Origin of the sequence: Streptomyces sp. NPDC002138, assembly GCF_040296485.1 — a bacterium.
Taxonomy (GTDB): domain Bacteria; phylum Actinomycetota; class Actinomycetes; order Streptomycetales; family Streptomycetaceae; genus Streptomyces.
The window spans coordinates 69,471-92,244 of sequence record NZ_JBEOXE010000007.1; the positions used below are offsets into that span (position 1 = coordinate 69,471).

Sequence of the window (22,774 nt, forward strand, 5' to 3'; positions counted from 1 at the left end):
GGTGGCGTCCGGCCGTCCCCGCCCCGCCGCCCCTCAGGGGTGCTCGACGAGCGGCAGCAGCGCGCCGGGCACCCGCGGGCGGGCGGGCTCGCGCTGTTCGAGCCCGAAGGTGGTGAAGGCGGTGCGCGCGGGCTGGGGGTAGGGGTCCTTGCCGGTGAGGGTGTTGAGGATGGTCGCGCTGCGCCAGGCGGCGAGCCCGAGGTCGGGCGAGCCGACGCCGTGGGTGTGCCGCTCGCCGTTCTGGACGTAGACGGTGCCGGTCACGGTGGGGTCGAGCTTCATCCGGTAGCGGTCGTCGATGCGCGGGCGGCCGGAGGAGTCCTTGCGCAGGTACGGATCGAGCCCGGCGAGCAGCTGGCCGAGGGGGCGCTCGCGGTAGCCGGTGGCGAGGACGACGGCGTCGGTGGTGAGCCGGGAGCGGGTGCCCTGCTCCAGGTGTTCGAGGTGGAGCTCGACCTTGGTGGTCGCGACCCGGCCGGCGGTGCGGACGCTGACGCCGGGGGTGAGGACGACGTCGGGCCAGCCGCCGTGCAGGGTGCGCCGGTACAGCTCGTCGTGGATGGCGGCGATGGTGTCGGCGTCGATGCCCTTGTGGAGCTGCCACTGGGCGGGCAGCAGCTTGTCCCGTACGGGCTCGGGCAGATCGTGGAAGTAGCGGGTGTAGTCGGGGGTGAAGTGCTCCAGGCCCAGCTTGGAGTACTCCATGGGGGCGAAGGCGGGGGTGCGCGCGAGCCAGGTGAGGCGCTCGCGTCCGGCGGGGCGGGCGCGCAGCAGGTCCAGGAAGACCTCGGCGCCGGACTGGCCGGAGCCGATGACGGTGACGTGCTCGGCGCCGAGGATCCGCTGCCGGTTGTCGAGGTATTCGGCGGAGTGCAGGACGGGGACGGTGGGGGCTTCGGCGAGGGGGCGCAGGGGTTCGGGGACGTAGGGGGCGCTGCCGATGCCCAGGGCGAGGTTGCGGGTGTAGGTGCGGCCGAGCGCCTCGGCTTCGCCGTCGGCGTCGAGCTGGGTGAAGTCGACTTCGAAGAGGCCGCGTTCGGGGTTCCAGCGGACGGCGTCGACCTGGTGGCCGAAGTGGAGTCCGGGGAGCTGGCCCGCGACCCAGCGGCAGTAGGCGTCGTACTCGGCGCGCTGGATGTGGAAGCGCTCGGCGAAGTAGAAGGGGAAGAGGCGTTCCTTGTGCTTGAGGTAGTTCAGGAACGTCCAGGGGCTGGCCGGGTCGGCGAGGGTGACGAGGTCCGCGAGGAAGGGGACCTGGAGGGTGGCGCCGTCGATGAGGAGGCCGGGGTGCCAGGCGAAGTCGCGGCGCTGGTCGTAGAAGGCGGTGGCGAGGCCGTCCGCGAACTCGTGCTGCTGGAGGCCGTGGGCGAGGGCGGCGAGGGAGAGGTTGAAGGGGCCGATGCCGATTCCGACGAGGTCATGGGGTGCTTCGAGTGGCGCGGTCATCGGTGGGTGCTGCCTTCCAGGAGGGTCAGGAGGGTGGCGAGGTCCCCTGTGGTGGTGTGGGGGTTGAGCAGGGTGGCCTTGAGCCAGAGGCGGCCGTCGGCCGTGGCGCGGCCGAGGACGGCGCGGCCGCCGTGCAGAAGGGTGCGGCGGGTCTCGGCGAGCCGGGCGTCGTCCGTGGGGAGGGGGCGGAAGAGGACGGTGCTGAGGGTGGGGGGCGCGTGGAGCTCGAAGCCGGGGTGGGCGTCGATGAGGCCGGCGAGCTGCCGGGCGGCGGCGCAGGTGCCGTCGATGAGGCGGGCGAGGCCGTCGCGGCCGAGCGCGCGCAGGGTGACGGCGATCTTGAGGGCGTCGGGGCGGCGGGTGGTCCGCAGGGAGCGGCCGAGCAGGTCGGGCAGACCGGCTTCGGTGTCGTCGGTGGCGTTGAGGTAGTCGGCCTGATGGGCGAGGGGGGCCAGCAGGGCGGTGTCGGGGACGGCGAGGAGCCCGGCGGCGACCGGCTGCCAGCCGAGTTTGTGCAGGTCGACGGTGATGGAGCGGGCCCGGCCGAGGCCGTTCAGCAGGTGCCGGTGGCGGGGGCTGAGGGCGAGGAGCCCGCCGTACGCGGCGTCGACGTGGAGGTCGGCGCCGTGCCGCTCGCAGACGTCGGCGAGGGCGTCGAGGGGGTCGATGAGCCCGGCGTCGGTGGTGCCCGCGGTGGCGGTGACCAGGACGGGCCCGGGCCGCTCGCGGCGGGTCCGGGTGAGCGCGGCGTCGAGGTCGGCGGGGTCCAGGGTCCCGGTGGGGGTGGGGATCGCGGTGGCCGGGGGGAGGCCGAGGAGCCAGGCGGAGCGGGGGACGGAGTGGTGGGCGTTGGCCCCGTGCAGGACGGTCAGGGGGCCCGCGTGGCGTTCGCGGGCCAGCAGCAGGGCGAGCTGGTTGGCCTCGGTGCCGCCGGTGGTGACCAGGGCGTCGGGGTGCGGGGTGCCGTACAGCTCGGCCGCGAGGGCGCGGGTGAGGAGCGCTTCGATCTCGGAGGCGGCGGGGGCCTGGTCCCAGGAGTCCAGGGAGGGGTTCAGGGCGCTGGCCGCGAGGTCGGCCGCGACGGCGACGGCGAGCGGCGGCCCGTGCAGGTGGGCCGCGCACAGCGGGTCGGCGGGGTCGGCGGCGCCCGCGGCGAGGGTGTGGACGAGGGTGCGCAGGGCCTCGTGGTCACCGTGGCCGCGGGCGGGCAGTACGTCGCCCAGCGCGGCCCGGACCCGATCGGCGACGGCGTCGGGGCCGCCCGCGGGCAGGGGGCCGCCACGGGCCGCGGCGCCCGTGGCGAGGGCCTCCAGGACGGTGTCGAGGAGGGGCCGCAGCGCGTCGGCGCCCCCGCCGCCGCCCGCGAGCGGGGGCAGCGGGGGCGGGGTGCCGGTCGGTGGTGTCGTGCGGGTCATCACACGGGTCCTCACGGAAGCTGGGCGGGGCGCGGGGCGCGGCCCCGCCGGGCCCCCGCCCAGCACAACGATCCGACCCGAATGGGGTAACCGCCGGGGTTTGTCCGGTGGGTGATTTTCAGCCGGTGCGCACCCGCAGGGCGCGCGCGAGGTCGTCCAGCTGGTCGGTGAGCGTGCGCCGGAACTGCGGGATGATCTCGTCCTGGTCCAGGCAGGCCCGTCCGGCCTGGAGATTCTCCTGGTCGATGGCGTGCCCGGGGAAGGCGTAGTGACCGGCCGCCTTGGCGATGGCGGGCCCGCGGCGGGCGGTGAGGGCGATGGCCTCGGGGTAGAAGCGGGGCACGTAGGCGTGCAGGAGTTCGGCTTGTTCGGGCTGCCAGAAGCCCTGGGCGGTGGCGGAGAACAGGTAGTTGGACAGCGTGTCGTCGTGGAACATGCGCTCCCAGGCGGCCTGCTTGGTGTCGGCGTCGGGGAGCGCGGCGCGACAGCGGGCCGCGCCTTCCTCGCCGGTGGCGCTGGGGTCGGCGGCGCGGGCGGCGTCGATGTCCCGCTCGCCGACGGCGCCGAGGGTGGCGAGCCGGGCGAGGACGCGCCAGCGCAGTTCCGGGTCGAGTTCGGGTCCGCCGGGGACGGTTCCGTCGGCGAGCCAGGCCGCGATGGTGTCGGGCTGGGTGGCGCTGTCGATGAAGGTGCGGACGGCGGCGAGGCGCAGTCCGGGTTCGGCGCCGTCCTCGGTGCGCCGGATGAGGGCGCGGGTGAGGGAGGTGAGGGTGGCCAGCGCCCCGGCGCGCTCGTCGGCGGGCAGGTAGCGGTCGGCGATGTGGACGCGGGCGAAGCCGAGGACGCTCTGGACGATGGCGAGGTCGCCCTCGACGGGGAGGTGGGCGGCGGCCGCCTCCAGGTAGGCGGCGGGCGGGAGTTCGCCGTCGCGGACCATGTCGCGGGCGGCGTTCCAGACGATGCTGCGGGTGAGCGCGTCGGGGATGCCGGAGAGGGCGCGCCGGACGGCCTCCCAGGAGCCGGGGTCGAGGCGGACCTTGGCGTAGCTGAGGTCGCCGTCGTTGAGGAGGACGAGCGCGGGGCGGGGGCCGACGCCGGAGATGACCTCGCCGGTCGGCAGGTCGAGGTCGAGCAGCGCGCGCCGTTCGAGGATCCCGACGTCGCCGTGTACGTCGTCGTAGGCGCCGATGGTGATGTGGTGCGGGCGGCTGCCCCGGCGCTCGACGGTCAGGGTCCAGCCCTCGGCGCCGTCCTCGATGTGCGGGGTGAGGGTGTCGATGCCGGTGGTGCGCAGCCAGGTGTCGGCCCAGGTGTGGACGTCGCGTTCGGTGTGGGCGGCGAGGGAGTCCACGAAGTCGGCGAGGGAGGCGTTGGCGAACTTGTGGCGCTGGAAATGGGTGTTGATGCCGGCGAGGAAATCCTTCTCGCCGAGCCAGGCGACGAGCTGGCGCAGCGCGGAGGCGCCCTTCGCGTAGGAGATGCCGTCGAAGTTGAGGAGGGCGGAAGCGGTGTCGGGGACGGCCTCCGGGTCGGGTGCGACGGGGTGGGTGGAGGGCCGCTGGTCGGCGTCGTAGCCCCAGGCCTTGCGGGCGAGGCCGAAGTCGGTCCAGGCGCCGGTGAAGCGGGTGGCCTCGGTGAGGGTCTGGTAGCCCATGTACTCGGCGAAGGACTCGTTCAGCCAGATGTCGTCCCACCAGCGCAGGGTGACGAGGTCGCCGAACCACATGTGGGCCATCTCGTGGGCGATGACCACGGCGCGCCACTGGCGTTCGGTGTCGGTGACGGCGGAGCGGTAGATGTACTCGTCGCGGAAGGTGACCAGGCCCGGGTTCTCCATGGCGCCCGCGTTGAACTCGGGGACGAAGGCCTGGTCGTAGGAGTCGAAGGGGTAGGGCTCGGTGAACTTCTCGTGGTAGCGGTCGTAGCAGTCCGTGGTGATGCCGATGATCTCCTCGGCATCGGCGTCCAGATGGGGTGCGAGGGACCGGCGGCAGTGCAGGGCGAAGGGCAGCCCGGCGTGCTCGGTGCGGATGGTGTGCCAGGGGCCCGCGGCGACCGCGGCGAGATAGGTGGAGATGACGGGGGTGGGCGCGGACCGCCAGATTCCGGCGCCGTCCGCCTCGCGCTGCCCGGTCCGCTCGGTGATCCCGTTGGCGATGACGCTCCAGTGGCCGGGCGCGGTGACGGTGAACTCGAAGACGGCCTTGAGGTCGGGCTGGTCGAAGGCGGCCAGGACGCGCTGGACGTCGTCCATGAACAGCTGGCTGTAGACGTACGTCTCCCCGTCCGCGGGGTCGGTGAAGCGGTGGAGGCCCTCGCCGGTGCGCGAGTACCGCATCGCCGCCTCGACGCGCAGCTCGTGGGTGCCCTCGGCGAGCCCCGTGAGGGGGAGCCGGTTGCCGGTCAGCGAGGCGGGGTCGAGGGGGCTGCCGTCGAGGGAGGCGGAGCGCAGTTCGTCCGGCTTCAGCTCCACGAAGGTGTCACCGGCGGCGCGGGCGCTGAAGCGGATGACGGTGGTGGAGTCGAAGGTGTCGTCACCCCGGGTGAGGTCGAGGTCGACGGCGTAGTGGTGGACGTCGAGGAGGGCGGCTCGGGTCTGCGCTTCGTTGCGCGTCAGTGCGGACATGGGCCCATGCTGCCAAAGGGGCGGCGGCGTGCCACAGGGTTCCCCCGGCGCGTACCGACCCGCCGTGCGCCGGTGCCGTGCGCTGGCGCCGTGCGCTGGCGCCGTGCGTTACGCGTCGCCGTCTTCGCCCGCGGCGATCGTCTCGTGGTGGCGGATCACCTCGGCGATGATGAAAGTGAGGAGCTTCTCGGCGAAGGCGGGGTCGAGCTTGGCGTTCTCGGCGAGCTGGCGGAGCCGGGCGATCTGCCGGGCCTCCCGGTTCGGGTCGGCCGGGGGCAGCTGGTGCTTGGCCTTGAGGTGGCCGACCTGCTGGGTGCACTTGAAGCGTTCGGCGAGCATGTGGACCACGGCCGCGTCGATGTTGTCGATGCTGTCCCGCAGCCGGGCCAGTTCCTCGCGGACGTTCTCGTCGATGTCGCTGTTCGTCATGGTTCCCGAGCTTACGTGGCGGGCGGAATCCGTTCCTCGGCCGGTCGGCCAGTGAGACGGCTGGTGAAGGGCAGGATCGCGGTGACGAGCCAGCCGCCCTCGGGGGCGCGGCCGGCGCTCAGGGTGCCGCCCATGGCCTCGGCGCGTTCGGTCATTCCGGCGAGGCCGTAGCCGCCGCCGAGGGCCTGCTCGGAGAGCTTGGCGGGGCGGCCGCCGTCGTCGGCGACGCGGACTTCGAGGCCGGTGGGGACGGTGCGCAGGCCGACGCGGACGGCGGTGGCGGTGGCCGCGTGTTTGCCGATGTTGGTGAGGGCTTCGAGGACGATGCGGTGGGCGGTGGCGGCGACGTCGCCGGGGAGGGTTTCGGCGAGGCCCTGCTCGATGTAGAGGACGACGGGCGGGCCCGTGACGGAGAACCGGGCGGTGAGCCCGCGGATGTCGTCGAGACCGGCGACGGGGGCGGTGCCCGGGCCCGCGTCGTCCTCGCGGAGCACGGTGACGAGGCGGCGCATGGAGCCGAGGGCCTCGCCGCCGGCGGTTTCGATGCGGCCGAAGATCTCGGCGGCGCGTTCGGCGGTGACTCCGGTGAAGCGGGCGGCGCGGGCCTCGACGACGATGCCGGTGACGTGGTGGGCGACGAGGTCGTGGAGTTCGCGGGCCAGCTCCAGGCGTTCGGCGGTGCGGACGGCGATGACCTCCCGGCGGCGCTGGACGGCCTGGAGGCGCAGCAGGAGCGAGTAGGCGCTCACGACGACGGCGAGGACGGAGAAGAGGAGGGTGAAGCGGCCGGGGTCGGAGTCCCGGACGGGTACGGCCATGCACCCGAGGCCGAGGACCGGGCCGAGGACGGCCGCGGTGCGGGCGGGGGTGCGCAGGAGTACGCCGCTGAGCAGGACGAGCAGCGCGATGGCCTCGCCGGCGCCCCAGACGACGATGGGGTGGTTGACGAAGATCAGGAAGCCGGTGGCCGCCCAGGTGACGGCGGCGGCGAACCAGGCCCGGGCCACGAGCCCGACGCGCGGCCAGGGCGCGGCGCTGAGGCAGACGAGGACGCCGGACACGACGACGACGGCATGCGGCACGGTGGGCTGGCGGGCCAGCACGACACCCTCGAAACTGACGAGCCCGAGCAGCAGCACGGTCAGCCCGGCCCGGATCCGCCCGGCGGCATCCGGATGCCGCCGCGCCCAACTGGCAAGCGGACTCACGGGGCCCCCGCGACGCGCGCCCCACACCCCGACCGGGGCCCGCGTGCGGCACGCGGCGGGAGCCCCGGCCCGGGGCCACGTGCGCCACGCGGCGGTCGGCCTTCGCCGTGCCGCGGGAACCCGGGCCCAGGGGCGCCCGCGGCAAGCGGCGGGAGGCCCGGCCCGGGGGCGTCTGCGCCGCGCGGCGACATCTCCGGCCCGGGGGTGGCTCGGCGGGGAGGTCGGGAGCCCGGCACTGTCCTGGGCCGGGCGGGAGGCCGGAAGCCCGGCACACAGACGGCCGGAACTCGATGCCGGGAACCCGGCATGCGGACGGCCCGAGCCGCGCGATCCGGCGCAGCGACGGCCCGACCCCGAAGCCGGGGGCCCGGCAGGAAGGCGGACCGGGCCGCAAACCGTACGCCCGGCACGCCTGCGGACCGACCCGCAGGCCCCGCGACCCGCTCAGAGGCGGACCGGGCCGCAGGCCGTACGGCCGGCACGAAGGCGGACCGGGCCTCCGGCCCCGGGACTCGCTCCGAGGCGGGCCGGGGCGTAGGCCCCCAGGGGCCCGGTACGAGGGCGGACGCGGCGGGGGGCTGCGGGTGGCGGCCGGGACGGGGGCGGCCGGGACGGGGTGAGGGTGTCACGGGGTGCTGCTCGTCGCCAGGCCGCTTTCCCAGGCCCAGGCGGCGATCTCCACGCGGTTGCGGGCATCGAGCTTGGCCTGGACGTTCGCCAGGTGGGTCTTCACGGTGGAGAGCGAGACGTACAGCTCGGCGCCGATCTCGGCGTTCGTCATGCCGCGGGCGAGGCAGCGTACGACGTCCACCTCGCGCTCGGTCAGCGGTTCGGCGGGACGCCGGGCGGCCACCGCGGCCGGGGTGCGCGTACGGGTGGCCATGTCGCGCAGCAGCCGCACCGTGATCGCCGGTGAGACGAGGGAGTCCCCGACGGCCGCCGCACGGACCGCTTCAACCAGCATGGCCGGACTCGCGTCCTTGAGGAGGAAGCCCGACGCGCCGCCGCGGAGCGCCGCGTGGACGTACTCGTCGAGGTCGAAGGTGGTGACGATGACGATGCGCGGTGTGTCACGGCCGGAGCCGGCGAGCCGTCGGGTGACTTCCAGCCCGTCGAGGCGCGGCATCCGGATGTCGAGGAGCAGGACGTCCGGCCGGAGTTCCTCGACGGCGGCGAGGGCGGCTTCGCCGTCGACGACGTCGGCGAGGACCTCGATGTCGGGCTGGCTCTCCAGGATCATCCGGAACCCGGTTCTGACCATCTCCTGGTCGTCCGCGATGACCACGCTGATCGCCATGCGCTGCCTGCCCCACTGTCGCCCGTCGCCGTTGGACCCTTCCCATGGGACCGGCGCGCGTGTCGGACCGCAACCGCACGGCGGACCGCCGGAAGGCGCCCGCGGGGCCGGGACAGAGGTGGCCCCGCCCCGCGGTACCGCACTCGACGGTACGTACACACGGGGCACGGCGCCTCGTCCTTCCGGCCGCATCCCGCGCGGCCGGAAGGACGAGAACCGGCAGGACGAGAACCGGAAGGACGGGAAGGGGTCAGAGCGTGGCGGCCGCGGCGCGGATCGCGTTGGCGAAGGTGGACACCTCGCTGTAGACGCCGGGGTAGCCGGGCTCGGCGCAGCCCTGGCCCCAGCTCACGATGCCGACCTGGATCCAGGCTCCGGCGTTGTCGCGGCGGAACATCGGGCCGCCGGAGTCGCCCTGACAGGTGTCGACGCCGCCCTGGTCGAAGCCGGCGCAGATCTCGTCCCCGGGGACGAGGTCCCCGCCGTAGGCGGCCTGGCAGGCGGCGTCCGAGACGAACGGCACGGTGGCCTTCATCAGATAGCGCTGCTGGCCGCCGCCCTCGCGGGTGGCGCCCCAGCCCGCGACGGTGAAGGTGCCGTTGTTGAAGGCGGTCGTGTCGGCGATCTTGAGGGTGGGCAGGTTGATGGGCTTGGCGAGCTTGATGAGGGCCCAGTCCTTGCCCTTGCCGTTGTAGCCGGGGGCCTGGAGGACCTTGGTGGACTTGACCTTGACGGCGCTGGAGCTGTTGAGGTCGACGACTCCGGCGGTGGCGGTGATGGAGGTGTTGTTGCCGGATCCGTCGACGCAGTGGGCGGCGGTCAGCACGATCTGCGAGCTGTAGAGGGCGCCGCCACAGCCCATGGAGAGGCGGACCATGAAGGGGAATTCGCCCTGGGCGGCGCGGGTGCCGCCGACCACGGGGGTCGGGTCGGCGCTGGCGGAGCCGGGCTGGAGGCTGACGGCCGCGAGGGCGACCGCCGCGACGGCGAGGGTGCGCCGGACGAAACGGTTGAGGTTCCTGGGATGCAACACAGTCGGCACGCTGCCTTTCGTGGGGGGTGGGGCGGTGCGTGGGTGCGTCGCGCACGCCGCCGCGGGGACGGCGGACGTGACGGGTCCATGTCACATCCCGACCCGCGCGGACACAAGAAGGCCGATTCGGCCAAGGTCACGCGGGACCCGCGTCCGGAGGGGGACGGATGACACACGTACCGATGCCACGCGTACCGATGACACGCGTACCGATGACACGCGTGCGGATGAGACACGACGGCGGCCGCAACAGCCCCATCGAGCACGGCTTCCCGCACCTGGACACCGTCCGCGCCGCGCTCACCGCCCTGCACCGGCGCCTGTCGACCGACGGCGTCCGCGCCTACGCGGCGAGCTTCGCCCCCGCCGACGCGGCCTTCCCCGACACCGACGACCTGCACCTCGGCGCGCAGCGGGTGGCCTCCGCGATGGTGCGCCACCTGCGGCTCCCCGACGCCCGGATGATCATCAGCTTCCGGCCGATGGAGCACGCGGCGCATGTGGAACTCACCGCCGGCCCGGAGTACTTCATCGAGGTCAACGACCGCTTCCGCACCCACCGGCGCGATCTGGCCGCCGCCCTCGCGCACGAGGTCACCCACGTGCTGCTGCACCGGCTGGACCTGACCTTCCCGGCCACCGCCGACAACGAGGTCCTCACCGACACCGCCGCCGCCTACCTGGGGGCCGGATGGCTGCTGCTGGACGCCTACCGCGAGGACGCGCTCACCCACCAGAAGCTCGGCTATCTGACCCCGGAGGAGTTCGGGTACGTCCTCGCCCGGCGCGGGGAGCTGCTCGGCGAGGACCTCTCCCCCTGGTTCACCAGCCCGCAGGCGTACGAGGCGTACGTGCGCGGGCGCGAGGTCGCCCGCCGGGACTGGCGCCGGGCGCCCCTGGCCGGTGCGGGCCTGCTGGAGCGGCGGCGTTACGCGAAGGACCGCCGGGCCGGGGCCGCCGACCCGGGGCCGGGGGCGACGTACCGCTTCGAAGCGGGCCCGGGCGGGTCCGGGCAGCGGGTCAGCTTCCCCTGCCCGGTGTGCGGGCAGCGGCTGCGCGTCCCCGTGCGGGGCCGGCTGCGGGCGCGCTGCGGCCTGTGCGCCACGGTGCTGGAGTGCGACACCTGAGCCGGAGCCCCGGCCCGGCCGGGGTCACCTGCCCCGCAGCCTCCCCGCACCCGCACCCGCACCCCGTCACGCGTCCGAGCACCCGCAGCCACAGCCGTCGCCGCCCCCGCCGCAGCCGTCCTCGTCGCCCGGCCCCCTCAGGGGTGCGCTGCCGCGGCCACGGTTCGCCAGCCAGCCCAACACGAAGAAGGCGACGAGGGACGCCAGGACCCCCCACACGATGATGGCGTTCGTGCTCATGTGCCGGGTGTGCCCGGTCGCACGGGCCGGAACACCGCCCTCCGCAGATGCCCCCCCTCAGCGCACCTCCGCCGCGATGGCGTTGACCGCCGCCCAACCGAAGGCCATGGCGGGCCCGATGGTCGTCCCCGGCCCCGGACACGTCTCCCCCATCACCGCGGCCGAGCAGTTCCCCGAGGCGTAGAGACGCTCGACCATGAAGTGGACGATGCCGGGCGGCAGCGCGCCGGGGTAGGGGCCGAGGGTGTGGTGGCGGCGGTTGGGGCTGAGGAAGTGCATCCAGTGGACGTCCTTCCCGGGCGCTCCGGTCGGCACGGCGACCGGGGGCAGCCGCATCGAGTCCCGCAGCTGGAAGCCGAGGAGGTGCTCGTAGAAGTCCAGGGTGGCCTCGGTTTCGGGCGCGGGCAGCACCACGTGCCCGGGGCCGAGGTCCGCCCCGCCCGGCGCACCGGTCACGAAGCGGTTCCCGTACCGGGCGGCCAGCGGGCCGTGGTCCTGGGCCTGCCCTGGACCTGCGGTGCTCGACGGCACCGAGGTGGTGCGCCTGGAGCGGATCGGCGGCCCGGAGGACGCGGCCGTGCCCTCCCGGGTCGGCGGCCGGATGCCCGCGTACTGCCCGCGTCCGGCAAGGCGATCCTCGCCTTCAGCGACCCGGGCGCGCTGGAGCACGTACTGGCCCAGGGCCTGCGACCGCGCACCGCGCGCACCCTCACCCGGCCGCTCGCCCTGCGTACGGAGCTGGCGGCGGTGCGGGAGCGGGGGGTGGCCCACGACCGGGAGAAGAGCTTCCGGGGGATCTCGTGCGTGGCCGCGCCGCTGCGGGGCGCGGGGCGGCGGTGGCCGCGGTATCGGTGTCCTCGGCGGGCTCGGCGGCCTCGGCGGGCTCGGCGGGCTCGCGCTGGAGCGAGCGCGAGCACGCGCGGCTGGGTCCCCCGGTGCTGGCGTGCGCGCGGTCGGTGTGGCGGAAGTTGTACGGTCCCGGGCGCGCGGGCCGCTCGGCGCCACCCCCGAGCCTGCGGCCGGGGGTCTCGGAACAGGCGATGGACAACATGATGGGCCGGCTGCGGTTCAGCGAGTGGATGTAGTGGGTAGTGATACCCCATCGCATGAGACGGGACCGGACCCGACCTCCCGCCAGGGGGCCGGGTCCGTCCCATGTGCCGGGTCCGCGCCCCGCCGCCGTCAGCCCGCGTAGCTGATCCGGATCCGGGCGCCGGGCGGCCCCAGGGGCACCGTCTGGCAGACCAGGACGTGGCCCTCGGCCAGGTCGTCGCGGTCCAGGACCTCGTTGCGGAGCATCGTCACCTCGCCCTCCACCACCCGGCAGGCGCAGGCGCTGCAGGCGCCTTCGCGGCAGGAGTACGGCGCCGGCACGCCCGCGGCGAGCAGCGCGGCGCGGGCCCCGATGCGCGGGCAGAGCGCGGCGCTGTCCCCGGTCCACTGCACCTGGGTGTGCGCGGCGCTGAACTTCGGCCTGCTCGTCGGTCATCCCGGGGAGCTTTCGCACGATCGTCCCGTACATGAGCAGGAAGCTGTTCTCGTCGACCGGGTAGTGGCAGTTGATGAGCACCGATTCCAGCTCGACGCCGCCGCCGACATCGCCCCACAGCTTGTCGATCATGCAGGAGGGCCCCGTAGTCGGGCTCGTCCACGCCATCATGGCCTGCGTGACCGGGGACGAGAGCCCGACCTTGTGCCCGGTGACGCGGGCGCCGTCCTCTTCGGTGCGGCGCCGGATGTTGTGGGGCTGGATCTCGTACGCGTCCTGCGTCCCGATCCCCTCGAACAGCTCGCTCAGCGGCCGTACGGGCTCCCGCCGCGCCCGGTCACATTCGCCCACCGGGATCCGTCAGTGAGGTGGCACCGACCGACCGATCGAAGGACATCACGATGCTGACCAACGTCATGTACGTCACGCTCTACGTCACCGACCAGGACCGCGCGCTGAGTTTCTACACGAAGCAGCTCGGCCTGGAGAAGCGCATCGACTTCCCGGGGCCCGACGGCCGCTTCCTCACCGTGGCCGCACCGGGCAGCCCGGTGGAACTCATCCTGTGGTCGCACGCGGCGGCCGCGGGCCGGCCCGCCGAGGCGGTTCCGAACGCCACGCCCGGCCCGGTCATCCTCGAATCGGACGACCTGCTGGAGGACTTCAAGGTGTGGCGCGACCGCGGCGTGACCTTCGACCGGGCGGAACCGGAGTCGTACCCGTACGGCGTCCGCATCGAGGCCGTTGACCCGGACGGCAACCTCATCTCCCTGCGACAGCGCGGCGGCAACTGACGTCGCCTGACCGCCCCCGGGGGCGCGAGCGCTAGAGCGCCCCGACGAAGGTCGCGAAGGCGGTGCGGCCGACGGTGAACACGGGGCCGTTCGGGACCTTGGAGTCCCGAACGGCCACGAGGTGGGGTTGGGGGGCGACTTCTACGCAGTCGCCGCCGGTGTTTCCGCTGTACGAAGCCTTGCGCCAGGCGGCATCGCCGATGGGGGCGCACTCGACGCAGTCGCCCCCGCTGCTGCCGCTGTACGAGGACTTACGCCACTGCGCGCCCGCCAGGTACTGGTTGGTCTCCATAACGTTCCTCCATCACGCGAGCGATGAGCGCCGCCGACTCCCGGGGGGACAGGGACTCGGCCTGCAAGCGAGCGTATCCGACCGAACGCTCTTTGATCACTTGCGGATTAGCGGTCATATGACCGGAGTCGTAGCTCTCGCTGTAGTGAAGGTCAGGGTCGCCATCAAACCGCAGCAGGTTGAACGAGCCCATCATTCCCGTGTGCTGACCGGCCGCGAAGGGCAGCACCTGAACGTCCACCCACTGCCGGTCACGCAGGCTCAGCAGGTGGGTGAGTTGGTTCCGCATGACCTCGCGGCCACCGATCTCCCGGTACAGGACCGCCTCGTCCAGCACCACCCACAATGCCGCCGGGTCCTCCCGATCCAGGATCCGCTGCCGGTCCATCCGGGCCGCCACGGCAACGTCGAGGGTGTCCGGGTGCTCGACGCCGAGAACCGCCCGCGCATAGGCGTCCGTCTGGAGCAGGCCGTGGACCAACTGACACTGGTAGGTGGAGATATAGGCGGCCCGGGCCTCCATTTCGGCGTACGCCTGGAACCAGGACGGCAACTGACTCCTCAGCACCAACCCCACCAGGCGGCTGAACTGGCCATCGGTCCCCAGGGCCGCATCCACGCGTTCCGAGAAGTCCCGGGTCGGGACCCTCCGGGTGGTCTCGATCTGCCCGATGAGGGACCCGGTGCAGTAGATGATCTCGCCGAGCTCCGCCTGCTTCAGCCCGGCGGCTTCACGGCAGCGCCGCAGCTCGAAGCCGTAGTAGTCCAGCGGGGAGGCGCTGGGATCGAGGTCACGGATGAGGACCATGGGCGGTCACCCCCAAGTACACGCCGTGCGGCGTACGTTCCGGTCGACGACCGAGCGTAACGAACCCACCGCACCCCGGTACCGGAAACGGGGCAACCGCCCACGCACGGGCTACCCCCTCGGCGTCGGGCAGACCTGCCAGGCGAGGTGGTACAGCGTGTTCACGCTCGCGTCCGTGGAGTCCATGGCCATGAAGCTCGTCGCGCCCGGGGCGGACGTACCGGCGTTCACCCGCAACTCGGTGTTGATGTTGAAGTTGCGCTGCTCGCCGCAGGGGGCCCAGACCAGGTCGGCGTACTCGGTCTTGTCCGTCGTCTGCCAGTTGTCGTCGAGCGGGCCGGTGAACTGGTGGGTGCGCTGGGTCGTCTGCGGCATTCCCTGGAAGTAGTAGCCCGCCCGTTCCTGCCCGGTGGCCCCGCGCTGGAGGCTGCCGAAGCCGCGGTAGTCGGCCTGGACGATGGCGTAGGTGAAGCCGGAGGGGACGTGTACGCGCAGGTTGAGCTGGCAGTTCTTGCGGAAGGCGGTGGGCGGGGCGCCGAGGCCGACTTGGGCGAGGTACTCGCTGTAGGTCACCGTGAAGGCCGTGTTGTCGGGGGCGACGGCGATGGCCGCGGTCCCTTCCCGGCAGCCGGAGCCGTTGACGGTGGCGAGTTCGATCACGATCTTGTCCGGCGGGACGGTGATGGGGCCCGCCTGGGCCGGGGCGGCGGTGACGAGCAGGGCGGCGGTCGCGCCGAGGGCGAGCAGGACTCGGGACAGGGAAGGAGACATCGTTGTCACTCCTGACCGTTCGGTGGGTGGTGCGGAGGGGTCAGACGGCCGGACACTGCTTCCACTCGAAGTGGTAGACCGTGCTGACGCTGCCGTCCGTCGAGTCCATGCTCATGAAGCTCAGGGTCTGGGGGCTGGACGAGCCCGCGTAGACGCGCAGTTCGGTGTTGACGTTGAGGAGGCGGTCCTCGCCGCAGGCGGCCCAGACCAGGTCGGCGTAGCCGGTCTGGTCGCTCGCCTGCCAGTTGTCCGAGTACGGGCCGCCGAACTGGTGGGTCGTACGGGCCGTCTGCGAAGCGCCCTGGAAGTAGTAGCCGGCGCGCTCCTGGCCGTACGCCCCGCGCTGGAGGCTGGCGAAGCCGCGGTAGTCGGCGCGGGCGATGGCGTAGGTGAAGCCCTGGGGGACGTGGACGCGGAGGGCGAGCTGGCAGTTCTTGCGGAAGTCGGTGCCGGAGGAGCCGGCGCCGGTCTGGGCGAGGTAGTCGCTGTAGGTGACGGTGAAGGCGGTGTTGTCGGGGGCGGCGGCAACGTCGGCCGTGCCTTGGGGGCACCCGGAGCCGTTCGCCCCGACCACCTCGACGGTGACCCGGCCGGGTGGGACGTACGCGCTGTCCGCCTGGGCGGTGGCGGTGGGGACGGCCACGGCCGTCAGGGTCAGGGCGGCGGCCCCGAGGGCCAGTCTGCGCAGGTGCATGGGCGGTGCTCCGTCCGGTGGATGCGAATCCGGATTCGGAATACGGATCCGAATTGGGCATGCACATGCCACCACGCCCCCACCGACCCGGTAACCACGCGATACGGCCAACACCCCCGCCCCCGGGCCCAACTGGCCGGAACCCCCGCCTCCGCTCCCCCTCCCGGCCCCCCCACCAGCCGGGCCGCCCGCCCACCCGGACCCATCCGCCCCCGGATTGTCCGGAACCCGTTCGGGCCATGGTGGCAACCTCGTCGTGAGGGCCACGCCGACGGTCGCGGCGAGTCCGACGATGGTGACGACGGCCGCCGACCACGTCCGAAGCATGGCCGCGAGCCAAATCCAGCCCGCCCGCCGCTTGAGGGCCCGCCGGAGGCGACGTCCACGCCCACCCCCTCACGCACCGGGCGCGCCCCTCCCCTCCGGGGGCGCCTCAAGCGCCGGCGGGGCTGGGGTGGCCACCCCGGGCCCAGCCAAATCCAGCCCGCCCGGGGAACGATCCCAGCCCGCCCGGCGATTGAGGGCCCGCCGGAGGCGACGCGAACCCGCACCCCCTCACGCACCGGGCGGCTCTCCCTCCGGGGGCGCCTCAAACGCCGGCGGGGCTGGGGTGGCCACCCCGGGCCCAGCCAAATCCAGCCCGCCCAGGGGGAACGATCCCAGCCCGCCCGGCGATTGAGGGCCCGCCGGAGGCGACGCGAACCCGCACCCACCCCTCAAGCGCCGGGCGGCTCTCCCTCCGGGGGCGCCTCAAGCGCCGGCGGGGCTGGGGTAGCCCGCCCGGCGTTTGAGGGCAGCGGGCCCGGGGCGCCCGCCCCTACTCGGCCCCGTACACCGGCAGCGGGGGCTGCGTCGCCGACAGGAGTTTCGCGGCCGCCTCGCCCGCCTCCGCCGGGGTCCAGCGGGCCGCGCGGTCGGCGGTGGGGCCCGGGCGCCAGCCCTCCATGACCGTGATCCGGCCGCCCTCCGCCTCGAAGACCCGGCCCGTGACCCCGGCCGAGGCATCCGAACCCAGCCACACCACCAGCGGGGACACGTTCCCCGGGGCCATCGCGTCGAAGCCCCCGGCGGGCGGGGCCGCCATGGTGTCCGCGAAGGTCCGCTCCGTCATCCGGGTCCGGGCCGCCGGGGCGATCGCGTTCACCTGAACTCCGTACCGGCCCATCTCCGCCGCCGCGACCAGCGTCAGCCCCAGGACCCCCGCCTTCGCCGCGCTGTAGTTGCCCTGACCCACCGAGCCCAGCAGCCCCGCCCCGGACGAGGTGTTGACGACCCGGGCCGCCACCTCCCGCCCCGCCTTCGACGCGGCCCGCCAGTGCGCCGCCGCGTGCTTGAGCGGCAGGAAGTGGCCCTTCAAGTGCACCCGCATGACCGCGTCCCAGTCGTCCTCGTCCAGGTTCACGAGCATCCGGTCCCGCAGGAACCCCGCGTTGTTGACCAGCGTGTCGAGCCGCCCGAAGCTGTCGAGCGCGCACGCGACCAGCGAGGACGCGCCCTCCGCCGTCGCGATGTCCCCGCCGTGGGCCACCGCCTCACCGCCCAGCGCCCGGATCTCCGCCACCACGGACGCCGCCGGACCGTCCGCCTCCGGCAGCCCGTCGAGGCCGACCCCGAAGTCGTTGACGACGACCCGAGCGCCCTCCGCCGCGAAGGCCAGCGCGTGGGCCCGGCCCAGCCCCCGCCCCGCACCCGTCACGATCACTACCCGGTCTTCTGCGAGGCCCATACCCGTACCCATCTCAGTTCTCCTTGTTGGCGGTCGCGGCGTCCAGGAAGGCGGGGCGTTCGCCGCCGCCGTGCACGAGCAGGCTCGCGCCGCTCACGTACGCGGCCCGGCCGGAGGCCAGGAAGACGGCCGCCTCGCCCACGTCGGAGGGTTCGGCGAGGCGCCCGAGCGGGACGGTGGCGCCGACGGCCGCGATCCCGCTCTCGTCCCCGTAGTGCAGGTGGGACAGCTCGGTGCGCACCATGCCCAGCACCAGGGTGTTCACGCGTACGTCGGGTGCCCACTCGACGGCCATCGAGCGGGCCAGGTTCTCCAGCCCCGCCTTGGCCGCCCCGTATGCGGCCGTGCCCGGCGAGGGGCGCGTACCGCTGACGCTCCCGATCATGACGACCGAGCCGCCCGCCACCCGCAGCGCCGGGTAGGCGGCGAGCGAAGCGGTCAGCGGCGCGGTCAGGTTGAGGGCCACGACCCGCGCGTGCCACTCCGCCTCGCCCTCCCTCTCGCCCTCCCTCTCGCCGTCCCTCTCGCCCTCCCTCTCACCGTCCCTCTTCCCCTCCCTCTTCCCCTCCCCGAGCAGCCGGTAGGGCGTGCCGCCCGCGTTGTTGACCAGGCAGTCCAGGCGCCCGTACCGCTCGGCGACCTCGGCGAAGAACTCCCCCACCGCACCCGCGTCACGCAGGTCCACCGCCCGGAAGAGGGCCGCGCGGCCGTCCGCCACCACCGGTTCCTCCGGTGGCCGCCGGGCGCACACCACCACCCGCGCGCCCGCCGCGAGGAACGACCGCGCGATCCCGGCGCCGACGCCCCGGGTGCCACCGGTGACGACGACGACCCTCCCGTCCAGCTCCATAGGCTGCTACCTTCCTCCCCTAACAAACGTTTGGTGGAAAGGTAGCTGATCCGCCCATGGGTGTCTCCACCTCAAGCCCCGGCAAGGGCATCGCACTCGTCACAGTCGACTTCCCACCGGTCAACGCGCTGCCCGTGCAGGGCTGGTACGACCTCGCCGACGCGCTGCGCGCCGCGGGCCGCGACCCCGAGGTCCGCTGCGTGGTCCTGGCCGCCGAGGGCCGCGGCTTCAACGCGGGCGTCGACATCAAGGAGATGCAGCGCGACACGGCGCACGGCGGCCACGGCGCGCTCATCGGCGCCAACCGCGGCTGTTACGAGGCCTTCGCGGCCGTGTACGAATGCGAGGTCCCGGTGATCGCCGCCGTGCACGGCTTCTGCCTGGGCGGCGGCATCGGCCTGGTCGGCAACGCGGACGCGATCGTCGCCAGCGACGACGCCACCTTCGGGCTGCCCGAGCTGGACCGGGGCGCCCTCGGCGCGGCCACCCACCTGTCCCGGCTGGTCCCCCAGCACCTGATGCGCGCCCTCTACTACACCTCGCGCACCGCGACGGCCGCGGAACTGCACGCGCACGGCTCGGTCTGGAAGGTGGTCCCGCGGGACGCGCTGCGCGCGGCGGCCCTGGAGCTCGCCGCCGAGATCGCGCTCAAGGACGGCTATCTGATCCGCCTGGCCAAGGCGGCCATCAACGGCATCGACCCCGTGGACGTCCGGCGCAGCTACCGCTTCGAGCAGGGCTTCACCTTCGAGGCCAATCTCAGCGGGGTCGCCGGCCGGGTCCGCGACACCTTCGGAGGCGAGGAGCGCGCATGAGCGACAAGACCATGACCCCCGACGAGGTGGTCGGGCGGCTGCGCAGCGGGATGACCGTCGGGATCGGTGGCTGGGGCTCGCGCCGCAAGCCGATGGCCCTGGTCAGGGCGCTGCTGCGGTCCGAGGTCAGCGACCTGACCGTCATCTCCTACGGCGGCCCGGACGTCGGGCTGCTGGCCGCGGCCGGGAAGATCCGCAAGCTGGTGGCCGCCTTCACCACCCTGGACTCCATCCCCCTGGAACCGCACTTCCGGGCCGCCCGCGAGCGCGGCGCCTTCGAACTCACCGAGATCGACGAGGCCATGTTCATGTGGGGCCTGACCGCCGCCGCGAACCGGCTGCCGTTCCTGCCCGTCCGGGCGGGCCTCGGCTCCGACGTGATGCGGGTCAACCCCGAGCTGCGCACGGTCACGTCCCCCTACGCCGACGCCGAGGAGTTCGTCGCCGTCCCCGCGCTGCGCATGGACGCGGCCCTGGTGCACGTGAACCGCGCCGACCGTGCGGGCAACGGCCAGTACCTGGGCCCCGACCCGTACTTCGACGACCTCTTCTGCGAGGCCGCGGACACGGCGTACGTCTCCTGCGAGCGGCTCGTCGAGACCGCCGAGCTGACCCGCGAGGCGGCCCCGCAGACCCTGCTGATCAAGCGGCACGCGGTCACCGGGGTCGTCGAGACCCCGCACGGCGCGCACTTCACCACCTGCGCCCCCGACTACGAGCGCGACGAGCCCTTCCAGAAGGCGTACGTCACCGCGGCCGCCGACCCGGCCGCCTGGGCCGAGTTCACCGCGCGCTTCCTGTCGGGCGGCGAGAAGGCCTACCAGTCCGCCGTCCAGGCCTGGCACGAGGAGCAGAAATGACCACAGCGACCACCGCGGGGGCGGCGGCGACCGGTGCGGCGACCCGCGCCGACTACTGCGTGATCGCCTGCGCCGAGGCCTGGCGGGACAACGGCGAGGTGCTCGCGAGCCCGATGGGCCTGATTCCGTCCCTCGGCGCCCGGCTCGCCCGCCGCACCTTCTCCCCCGACCTGCTGCTGACCAACGGCGAGGCGTTCCTGGTCGGCGCGGACGGGTCCACCGAGGGCTGGCTGCCCTACCGCCAGCACCTGGCCATGGTCACCGGCGGCAAACGGCACGTGATGATGGGCGCGAGCCAGATCGACCGGTTCGGCAACCAGAACATCTCCTGCATCGGCGACTGGGAGCAGCCCGCCCGCCAGCTCCTGGGGGTGCGCGGCGCTCCCGTCAACACCCTCAACAATCCCGTCAGTTACTGGGTCCCCAAGCACTCCTCGCGGGTGTTCGTGGAGCGCGTGGACATGGTCTCGGGCGTCGGCTACGACCGCGCGGCCGCGGCGGGCCCCTCCGCGAGCCGCTACCACCGCATCCCGCGCGTGGTCACCAACCTCGGGGTGTTCGACTTCGAGACCCCGGACCGGTCGATGCGGATCGCCTCGCTGCACCCGGGCGTGACGCTCGAGGAGGTCCGCTCGGCGACCGGCTTCGACCTCACCGGGGTCACGGGCCCGGTCGCGTACACCCGCGAGCCGAGCGGGGCCGAACTGCGCCTGATCCGCGAGGAACTCGACCCGCGCGCCACCCGCCTGCGCGAGGTGCCGGCGTGATGGAGACCGCGCTCACCCGGCTCGTGGGAATCGAGCACCCGGTCGTCCAGACGGGCATGGGCTGGGTCGCGGGCCCGCGCCTGGTGTCCGCCGCCGCGAACGCGGGGGCGCTGGGCATCCTGGCCTCCGCGACGATGACCATGGACCAGCTGCGGGCGGCGGTGCGCGAGGTCAAGTCCCGTACCGCGGCGCCCTTCGGGGTCAATCTGCGCGCGGACGCCGGGGACGCGGCCGAGCGGGCCCGGCTGATCATCGACGAGGGGGTCCGGGTCGCGTCCTTCGCGCTGGCGCCCTCCCAAGAGCTGATCGCGCGGCTCAAGGACGCGGGCGTGGTGGTGATTCCGTCCATCGGCGCGCGGCGCCACGCGGAGAAGGTCGCGGCCTGGGGCGCGGACGCCGTCATCGTGCAGGGCGGGGAGGGCGGCGGGCACACCGGGGACGTGGCCACGACCGTGCTGCTGCCGCAGGTGGTGGACGCGGTGGACATCCCGGTGATCGCCGCGGGCGGCTTCCACGACGGGCGCGGCCTGGTCGCCGCCCTGGCCTTCGGGGCGGCGGGCATCGCGATGGGCACGCGCTTCCTGCTGACCTCCGATTCGACGGTCCCGGACGCGGTCAAGGCCCGCTACCTCGCGGCCGGGGTCAAGGACGTCACGGTGACGACGGCCGTGGACGGCCTGCCGCACCGGATGCTGCGCAGCGAGCTGGTGATCGCGCTGGAGCGGGCGGGCCGGACCAGGGCGCTGGCCAAGGCGGTCCGGCACGCGGCGTCGTTCCGGCGGATCTCGGGGCTGAGCTGGCCCCAGATGGTCCGTGACGGGCTCGCGATGAAACACGGCAAGGACCTGTCCTGGAGCCAGGTCCTGCTCGCCGCCAATACCCCCATGCTCCTCAAGGCGTCCATGGTCGAGGGCCGTACGGACCTCGGAGTCATGGCATCCGGCCAGGTCGCGGGCGTGATCGAGGACCTTCCGTCCTGTGCGGAACTCGTCAGCCGCGTCATGGCCGAGGCGCACGCAGTGCTCCGCGCCCTGCCTCCGGCAGGGTGATCCCCCTTCTCCCTCTCAGGAGTCGCACCGATGAGCCGTGCCCGCATCCGCCTGGCGGCGACCGGAGTGCTTCTCTCCGCGCTCGCCGTCGGCACCCTTCCCGCCGCCGCGTACGCCGCGCCGACGGCGGCCTCCGCCACCACGGCCCGGCACCAGCAGCAGCAGCAGCAGCAGGCGGAAACGATCCGCCAGATCCCGCTCCAGGGCGCGGTCAACGTCCGTGACCTCGGCGGGTACCGCACCCTCCTCGGCGGTCAGGTCCGCCAGGGGCTGGTCTACCGTTCCGACGCGCTCGGCAAGCTGACCGACGCGGACCTCACCACGGTCTCCGGTCTCGGCCTCACGAAGGTCGTCGATTTCCGCATCCCGATGGAGCTGCAGTACGACGGGGCCGACCGGCTGCCCGCGGGACCGGCCTCCACCTCGCGCCCGGTCAGCGACCTCGGCCTGTACGGGACCCTGGTGGGCGCGATCGCCACCGGCGACCCGGTCAAGCAGGAGCAGATGCTCGGCGGCGGCCGCGCCGAGGCGTACATGCGCGACATCTACCGCACCTTCGTCACGAGCCCGGACAGCCGGGCGCGGTTCGCGACGACCCTGCGGGAGATCGCGGACGGCGCGCAGGGGCCGCTGCTGTACCACTGCACCTCCGGCAAGGACCGGACGGGCTGGATGAGTTACGTGCTCCTGCGGGCCCTGGCCGTCCCGCAGAGCACGGCCGAGCGGGACTATCTGGCCTCGAACACCTTCCGGGCCGCGTACGACGCCCAGGTCCGGGCGGGCCTCAAGCAGTCCGGCCGGATGCAGAACCCCGACCTGCTGATACCGCTCCAGGAGGTCCGCCAGGACTACCTGGACGCGGCGACGCATCAGCTGGAGGCCGACTACGGCGGCTTCTACGGCTACCTGACGGACGGCCTCGGGCTGGACCTGCGGACCCTGGCGAAGCTCCAGGCGAAGCTGGTCCGGCCGTAGGGACGCGAAAACGCCGGGCAGCGCGCTGTGCGCTGCCCGGCGTCGTCGTCCGTACGCGTGCGG

General features: G+C 73.6%; 24 protein-coding genes and 1 pseudogene. 8 read left to right on the forward strand and 17 right to left on the reverse strand.

Annotated features, from left to right (window positions below; genetic code table 11):
* Positions 1 to 33: 33 nt before the first annotated feature.
* The 7 genes from ABT084_RS06495 to ABT084_RS06525 all read right to left on the reverse strand — a co-directional run bounded on the left by ABT084_RS06495 (position 34) and on the right by ABT084_RS06525 (position 9,463).
* Entirely contained in the window at positions 34 to 1,446 is a 1,413-nt protein-coding gene (locus ABT084_RS06495; RefSeq protein WP_351038705.1) for a lysine N(6)-hydroxylase/L-ornithine N(5)-oxygenase family protein, read from the reverse strand.
* A complete protein-coding gene (locus ABT084_RS06500; RefSeq protein ID WP_351038707.1) occupies positions 1,443 to 2,861 on the reverse strand; it encodes a pyridoxal phosphate-dependent decarboxylase family protein in 1,419 nt (472 codons plus the stop codon). The genes ABT084_RS06495 and ABT084_RS06500 overlap by 4 nt, the downstream gene beginning before the upstream one ends.
* 118 nt (positions 2,862 to 2,979) lie before the next feature.
* Entirely contained in the window at positions 2,980 to 5,487 is a 2,508-nt protein-coding gene (gene pepN, locus ABT084_RS06505; RefSeq protein WP_351038709.1) for an aminopeptidase N, read from the reverse strand.
* Between the two features lie 108 nt (positions 5,488 to 5,595).
* A complete protein-coding gene (locus ABT084_RS06510; protein ID WP_351038711.1) occupies positions 5,596 to 5,916 on the reverse strand; it encodes a chorismate mutase in 321 nt (106 codons plus the stop codon).
* An 11-nt stretch (positions 5,917 to 5,927) separates the two neighbouring features.
* Entirely contained in the window at positions 5,928 to 7,124 is a 1,197-nt protein-coding gene (locus ABT084_RS06515; RefSeq protein WP_351038713.1) for a sensor histidine kinase, read from the reverse strand.
* A gap of 625 nt (positions 7,125 to 7,749) precedes the next feature.
* On the reverse strand, positions 7,750 to 8,421 hold the full coding sequence (locus ABT084_RS06520; protein WP_351038714.1) for a response regulator: 672 nt from the start codon (positions 8,419 to 8,421) through the stop codon (positions 7,750 to 7,752).
* 250 nt (positions 8,422 to 8,671) lie between these two features.
* The gene (locus ABT084_RS06525; protein ID WP_502968848.1) at positions 8,672 to 9,463 is read right to left on the reverse strand and encodes a serine protease; all 792 of its coding nucleotides are present in this window, start codon (positions 9,461 to 9,463) and stop codon (positions 8,672 to 8,674) included.
* 218 nt (positions 9,464 to 9,681) lie between these two features.
* Between ABT084_RS06525 and ABT084_RS06530 the strand changes: the two genes are divergently transcribed.
* Positions 9,682 to 10,581 carry a hypothetical protein gene (locus ABT084_RS06530; RefSeq protein WP_351038716.1) on the forward strand — a complete coding sequence of 300 codons (900 nt, stop codon included), beginning with the start codon at positions 9,682 to 9,684 and terminating at the stop codon, positions 10,579 to 10,581.
* A gap of 66 nt (positions 10,582 to 10,647) precedes the next feature.
* On the opposite strand, the gene ABT084_RS06535 is transcribed toward ABT084_RS06530, so the two are convergent.
* Both ABT084_RS06535 and ABT084_RS06540 read right to left on the reverse strand, forming a co-directional pair.
* Positions 10,648 to 10,821 carry a hypothetical protein gene (locus ABT084_RS06535; RefSeq protein ID WP_351038717.1) on the reverse strand — a complete coding sequence of 58 codons (174 nt, stop codon included), beginning with the start codon at positions 10,819 to 10,821 and terminating at the stop codon, positions 10,648 to 10,650.
* Positions 10,822 to 10,878: 57 nt separating this feature from the next.
* Entirely contained in the window at positions 10,879 to 11,592 is a 714-nt protein-coding gene (locus ABT084_RS06540; protein ID WP_351038719.1) for a VOC family protein, read from the reverse strand.
* Here ABT084_RS06540 and ABT084_RS06545 point away from each other — a divergent pair.
* Positions 11,494 to 11,874, forward strand: a complete 381-nt coding sequence (locus ABT084_RS06545) for an IclR family transcriptional regulator domain-containing protein (RefSeq protein WP_351038902.1) — start codon at positions 11,494 to 11,496, stop codon at positions 11,872 to 11,874. The two genes, ABT084_RS06540 and ABT084_RS06545, sit on opposite strands and share 99 nt — an antisense overlap.
* A gap of 129 nt (positions 11,875 to 12,003) precedes the next feature.
* Here the strand turns inward: ABT084_RS06545 and ABT084_RS06550 are convergent, their stop codons facing one another.
* Positions 12,004 to 12,267 (reverse strand): 2Fe-2S iron-sulfur cluster-binding protein, encoded by a 264-nt coding sequence (locus ABT084_RS06550; protein ID WP_351038720.1) that lies wholly within the window; start codon positions 12,265 to 12,267, stop codon positions 12,004 to 12,006.
* A 79-nt stretch (positions 12,268 to 12,346) separates the two neighbouring features.
* Positions 12,347 to 12,481: pseudogene (locus tag ABT084_RS06555) on the reverse strand (hypothetical protein); the annotation flags it as partial.
* Positions 12,482 to 12,711: 230 nt separating this feature from the next.
* Here ABT084_RS06555 and ABT084_RS06560 point away from each other — a divergent pair.
* Positions 12,712 to 13,104 (forward strand): VOC family protein, encoded by a 393-nt coding sequence (locus ABT084_RS06560; protein WP_351038722.1) that lies wholly within the window; start codon positions 12,712 to 12,714, stop codon positions 13,102 to 13,104.
* A 31-nt stretch (positions 13,105 to 13,135) separates the two neighbouring features.
* Here the strand turns inward: ABT084_RS06560 and ABT084_RS06565 are convergent, their stop codons facing one another.
* The 6 genes from ABT084_RS06565 to ABT084_RS06590 form a co-directional block, all read right to left on the reverse strand.
* Positions 13,136 to 13,396 (reverse strand): DUF397 domain-containing protein, encoded by a 261-nt coding sequence (locus ABT084_RS06565; protein WP_351038724.1) that lies wholly within the window; start codon positions 13,394 to 13,396, stop codon positions 13,136 to 13,138.
* Positions 13,356 to 14,204 (reverse strand): helix-turn-helix domain-containing protein, encoded by an 849-nt coding sequence (locus ABT084_RS06570; protein ID WP_351038726.1) that lies wholly within the window; start codon positions 14,202 to 14,204, stop codon positions 13,356 to 13,358. The genes ABT084_RS06565 and ABT084_RS06570 overlap by 41 nt, the downstream gene beginning before the upstream one ends.
* A gap of 111 nt (positions 14,205 to 14,315) precedes the next feature.
* Positions 14,316 to 14,975 (reverse strand): DUF4360 domain-containing protein, encoded by a 660-nt coding sequence (locus ABT084_RS06575; protein WP_502968849.1) that lies wholly within the window; start codon positions 14,973 to 14,975, stop codon positions 14,316 to 14,318.
* A 40-nt stretch (positions 14,976 to 15,015) separates the two neighbouring features.
* Complete coding sequence (locus tag ABT084_RS06580) at positions 15,016 to 15,669, reverse strand: DUF4360 domain-containing protein (RefSeq protein WP_351038728.1); 654 nt, start codon at positions 15,667 to 15,669, stop codon at positions 15,016 to 15,018.
* Positions 15,670 to 16,486: 817 nt separating this feature from the next.
* Positions 16,487 to 17,407, reverse strand: a complete 921-nt coding sequence (locus ABT084_RS06585; RefSeq protein WP_351038730.1) for an SDR family oxidoreductase — start codon at positions 17,405 to 17,407, stop codon at positions 16,487 to 16,489.
* A gap of 1 nt (position 17,408) precedes the next feature.
* Positions 17,409 to 18,245 (reverse strand): SDR family oxidoreductase, encoded by an 837-nt coding sequence (locus ABT084_RS06590; RefSeq protein WP_351038731.1) that lies wholly within the window; start codon positions 18,243 to 18,245, stop codon positions 17,409 to 17,411.
* A gap of 56 nt (positions 18,246 to 18,301) precedes the next feature.
* Here ABT084_RS06590 and ABT084_RS06595 point away from each other — a divergent pair, with 56 nt between their 5' ends.
* The 5 genes from ABT084_RS06595 to ABT084_RS06615 are packed head-to-tail and all read left to right on the forward strand — an operon-like array spanning position 18,302 to position 22,711.
* The gene (locus ABT084_RS06595; RefSeq protein ID WP_351038733.1) at positions 18,302 to 19,060 is read left to right on the forward strand and encodes an enoyl-CoA hydratase family protein; all 759 of its coding nucleotides are present in this window, start codon (positions 18,302 to 18,304) and stop codon (positions 19,058 to 19,060) included.
* The gene (locus ABT084_RS06600; RefSeq protein WP_351038735.1) at positions 19,057 to 19,920 is read left to right on the forward strand and encodes a CoA transferase subunit A; all 864 of its coding nucleotides are present in this window, start codon (positions 19,057 to 19,059) and stop codon (positions 19,918 to 19,920) included. The genes ABT084_RS06595 and ABT084_RS06600 overlap by 4 nt, the downstream gene beginning before the upstream one ends.
* The gene (locus ABT084_RS06605; protein ID WP_351038737.1) at positions 19,917 to 20,687 is read left to right on the forward strand and encodes a CoA-transferase subunit beta; all 771 of its coding nucleotides are present in this window, start codon (positions 19,917 to 19,919) and stop codon (positions 20,685 to 20,687) included. Before ABT084_RS06600 ends, ABT084_RS06605 begins: the two co-directional genes overlap by 4 nt.
* The gene (locus tag ABT084_RS06610) at positions 20,687 to 21,736 is read left to right on the forward strand and encodes an NAD(P)H-dependent flavin oxidoreductase (RefSeq protein ID WP_351038739.1); all 1,050 of its coding nucleotides are present in this window, start codon (positions 20,687 to 20,689) and stop codon (positions 21,734 to 21,736) included. Before ABT084_RS06605 ends, ABT084_RS06610 begins: the two co-directional genes overlap by 1 nt.
* A gap of 30 nt (positions 21,737 to 21,766) precedes the next feature.
* Positions 21,767 to 22,711 (forward strand): tyrosine-protein phosphatase, encoded by a 945-nt coding sequence (locus ABT084_RS06615; RefSeq protein ID WP_351038741.1) that lies wholly within the window; start codon positions 21,767 to 21,769, stop codon positions 22,709 to 22,711.
* Positions 22,712 to 22,774: the final 63 nt, after the last annotated feature.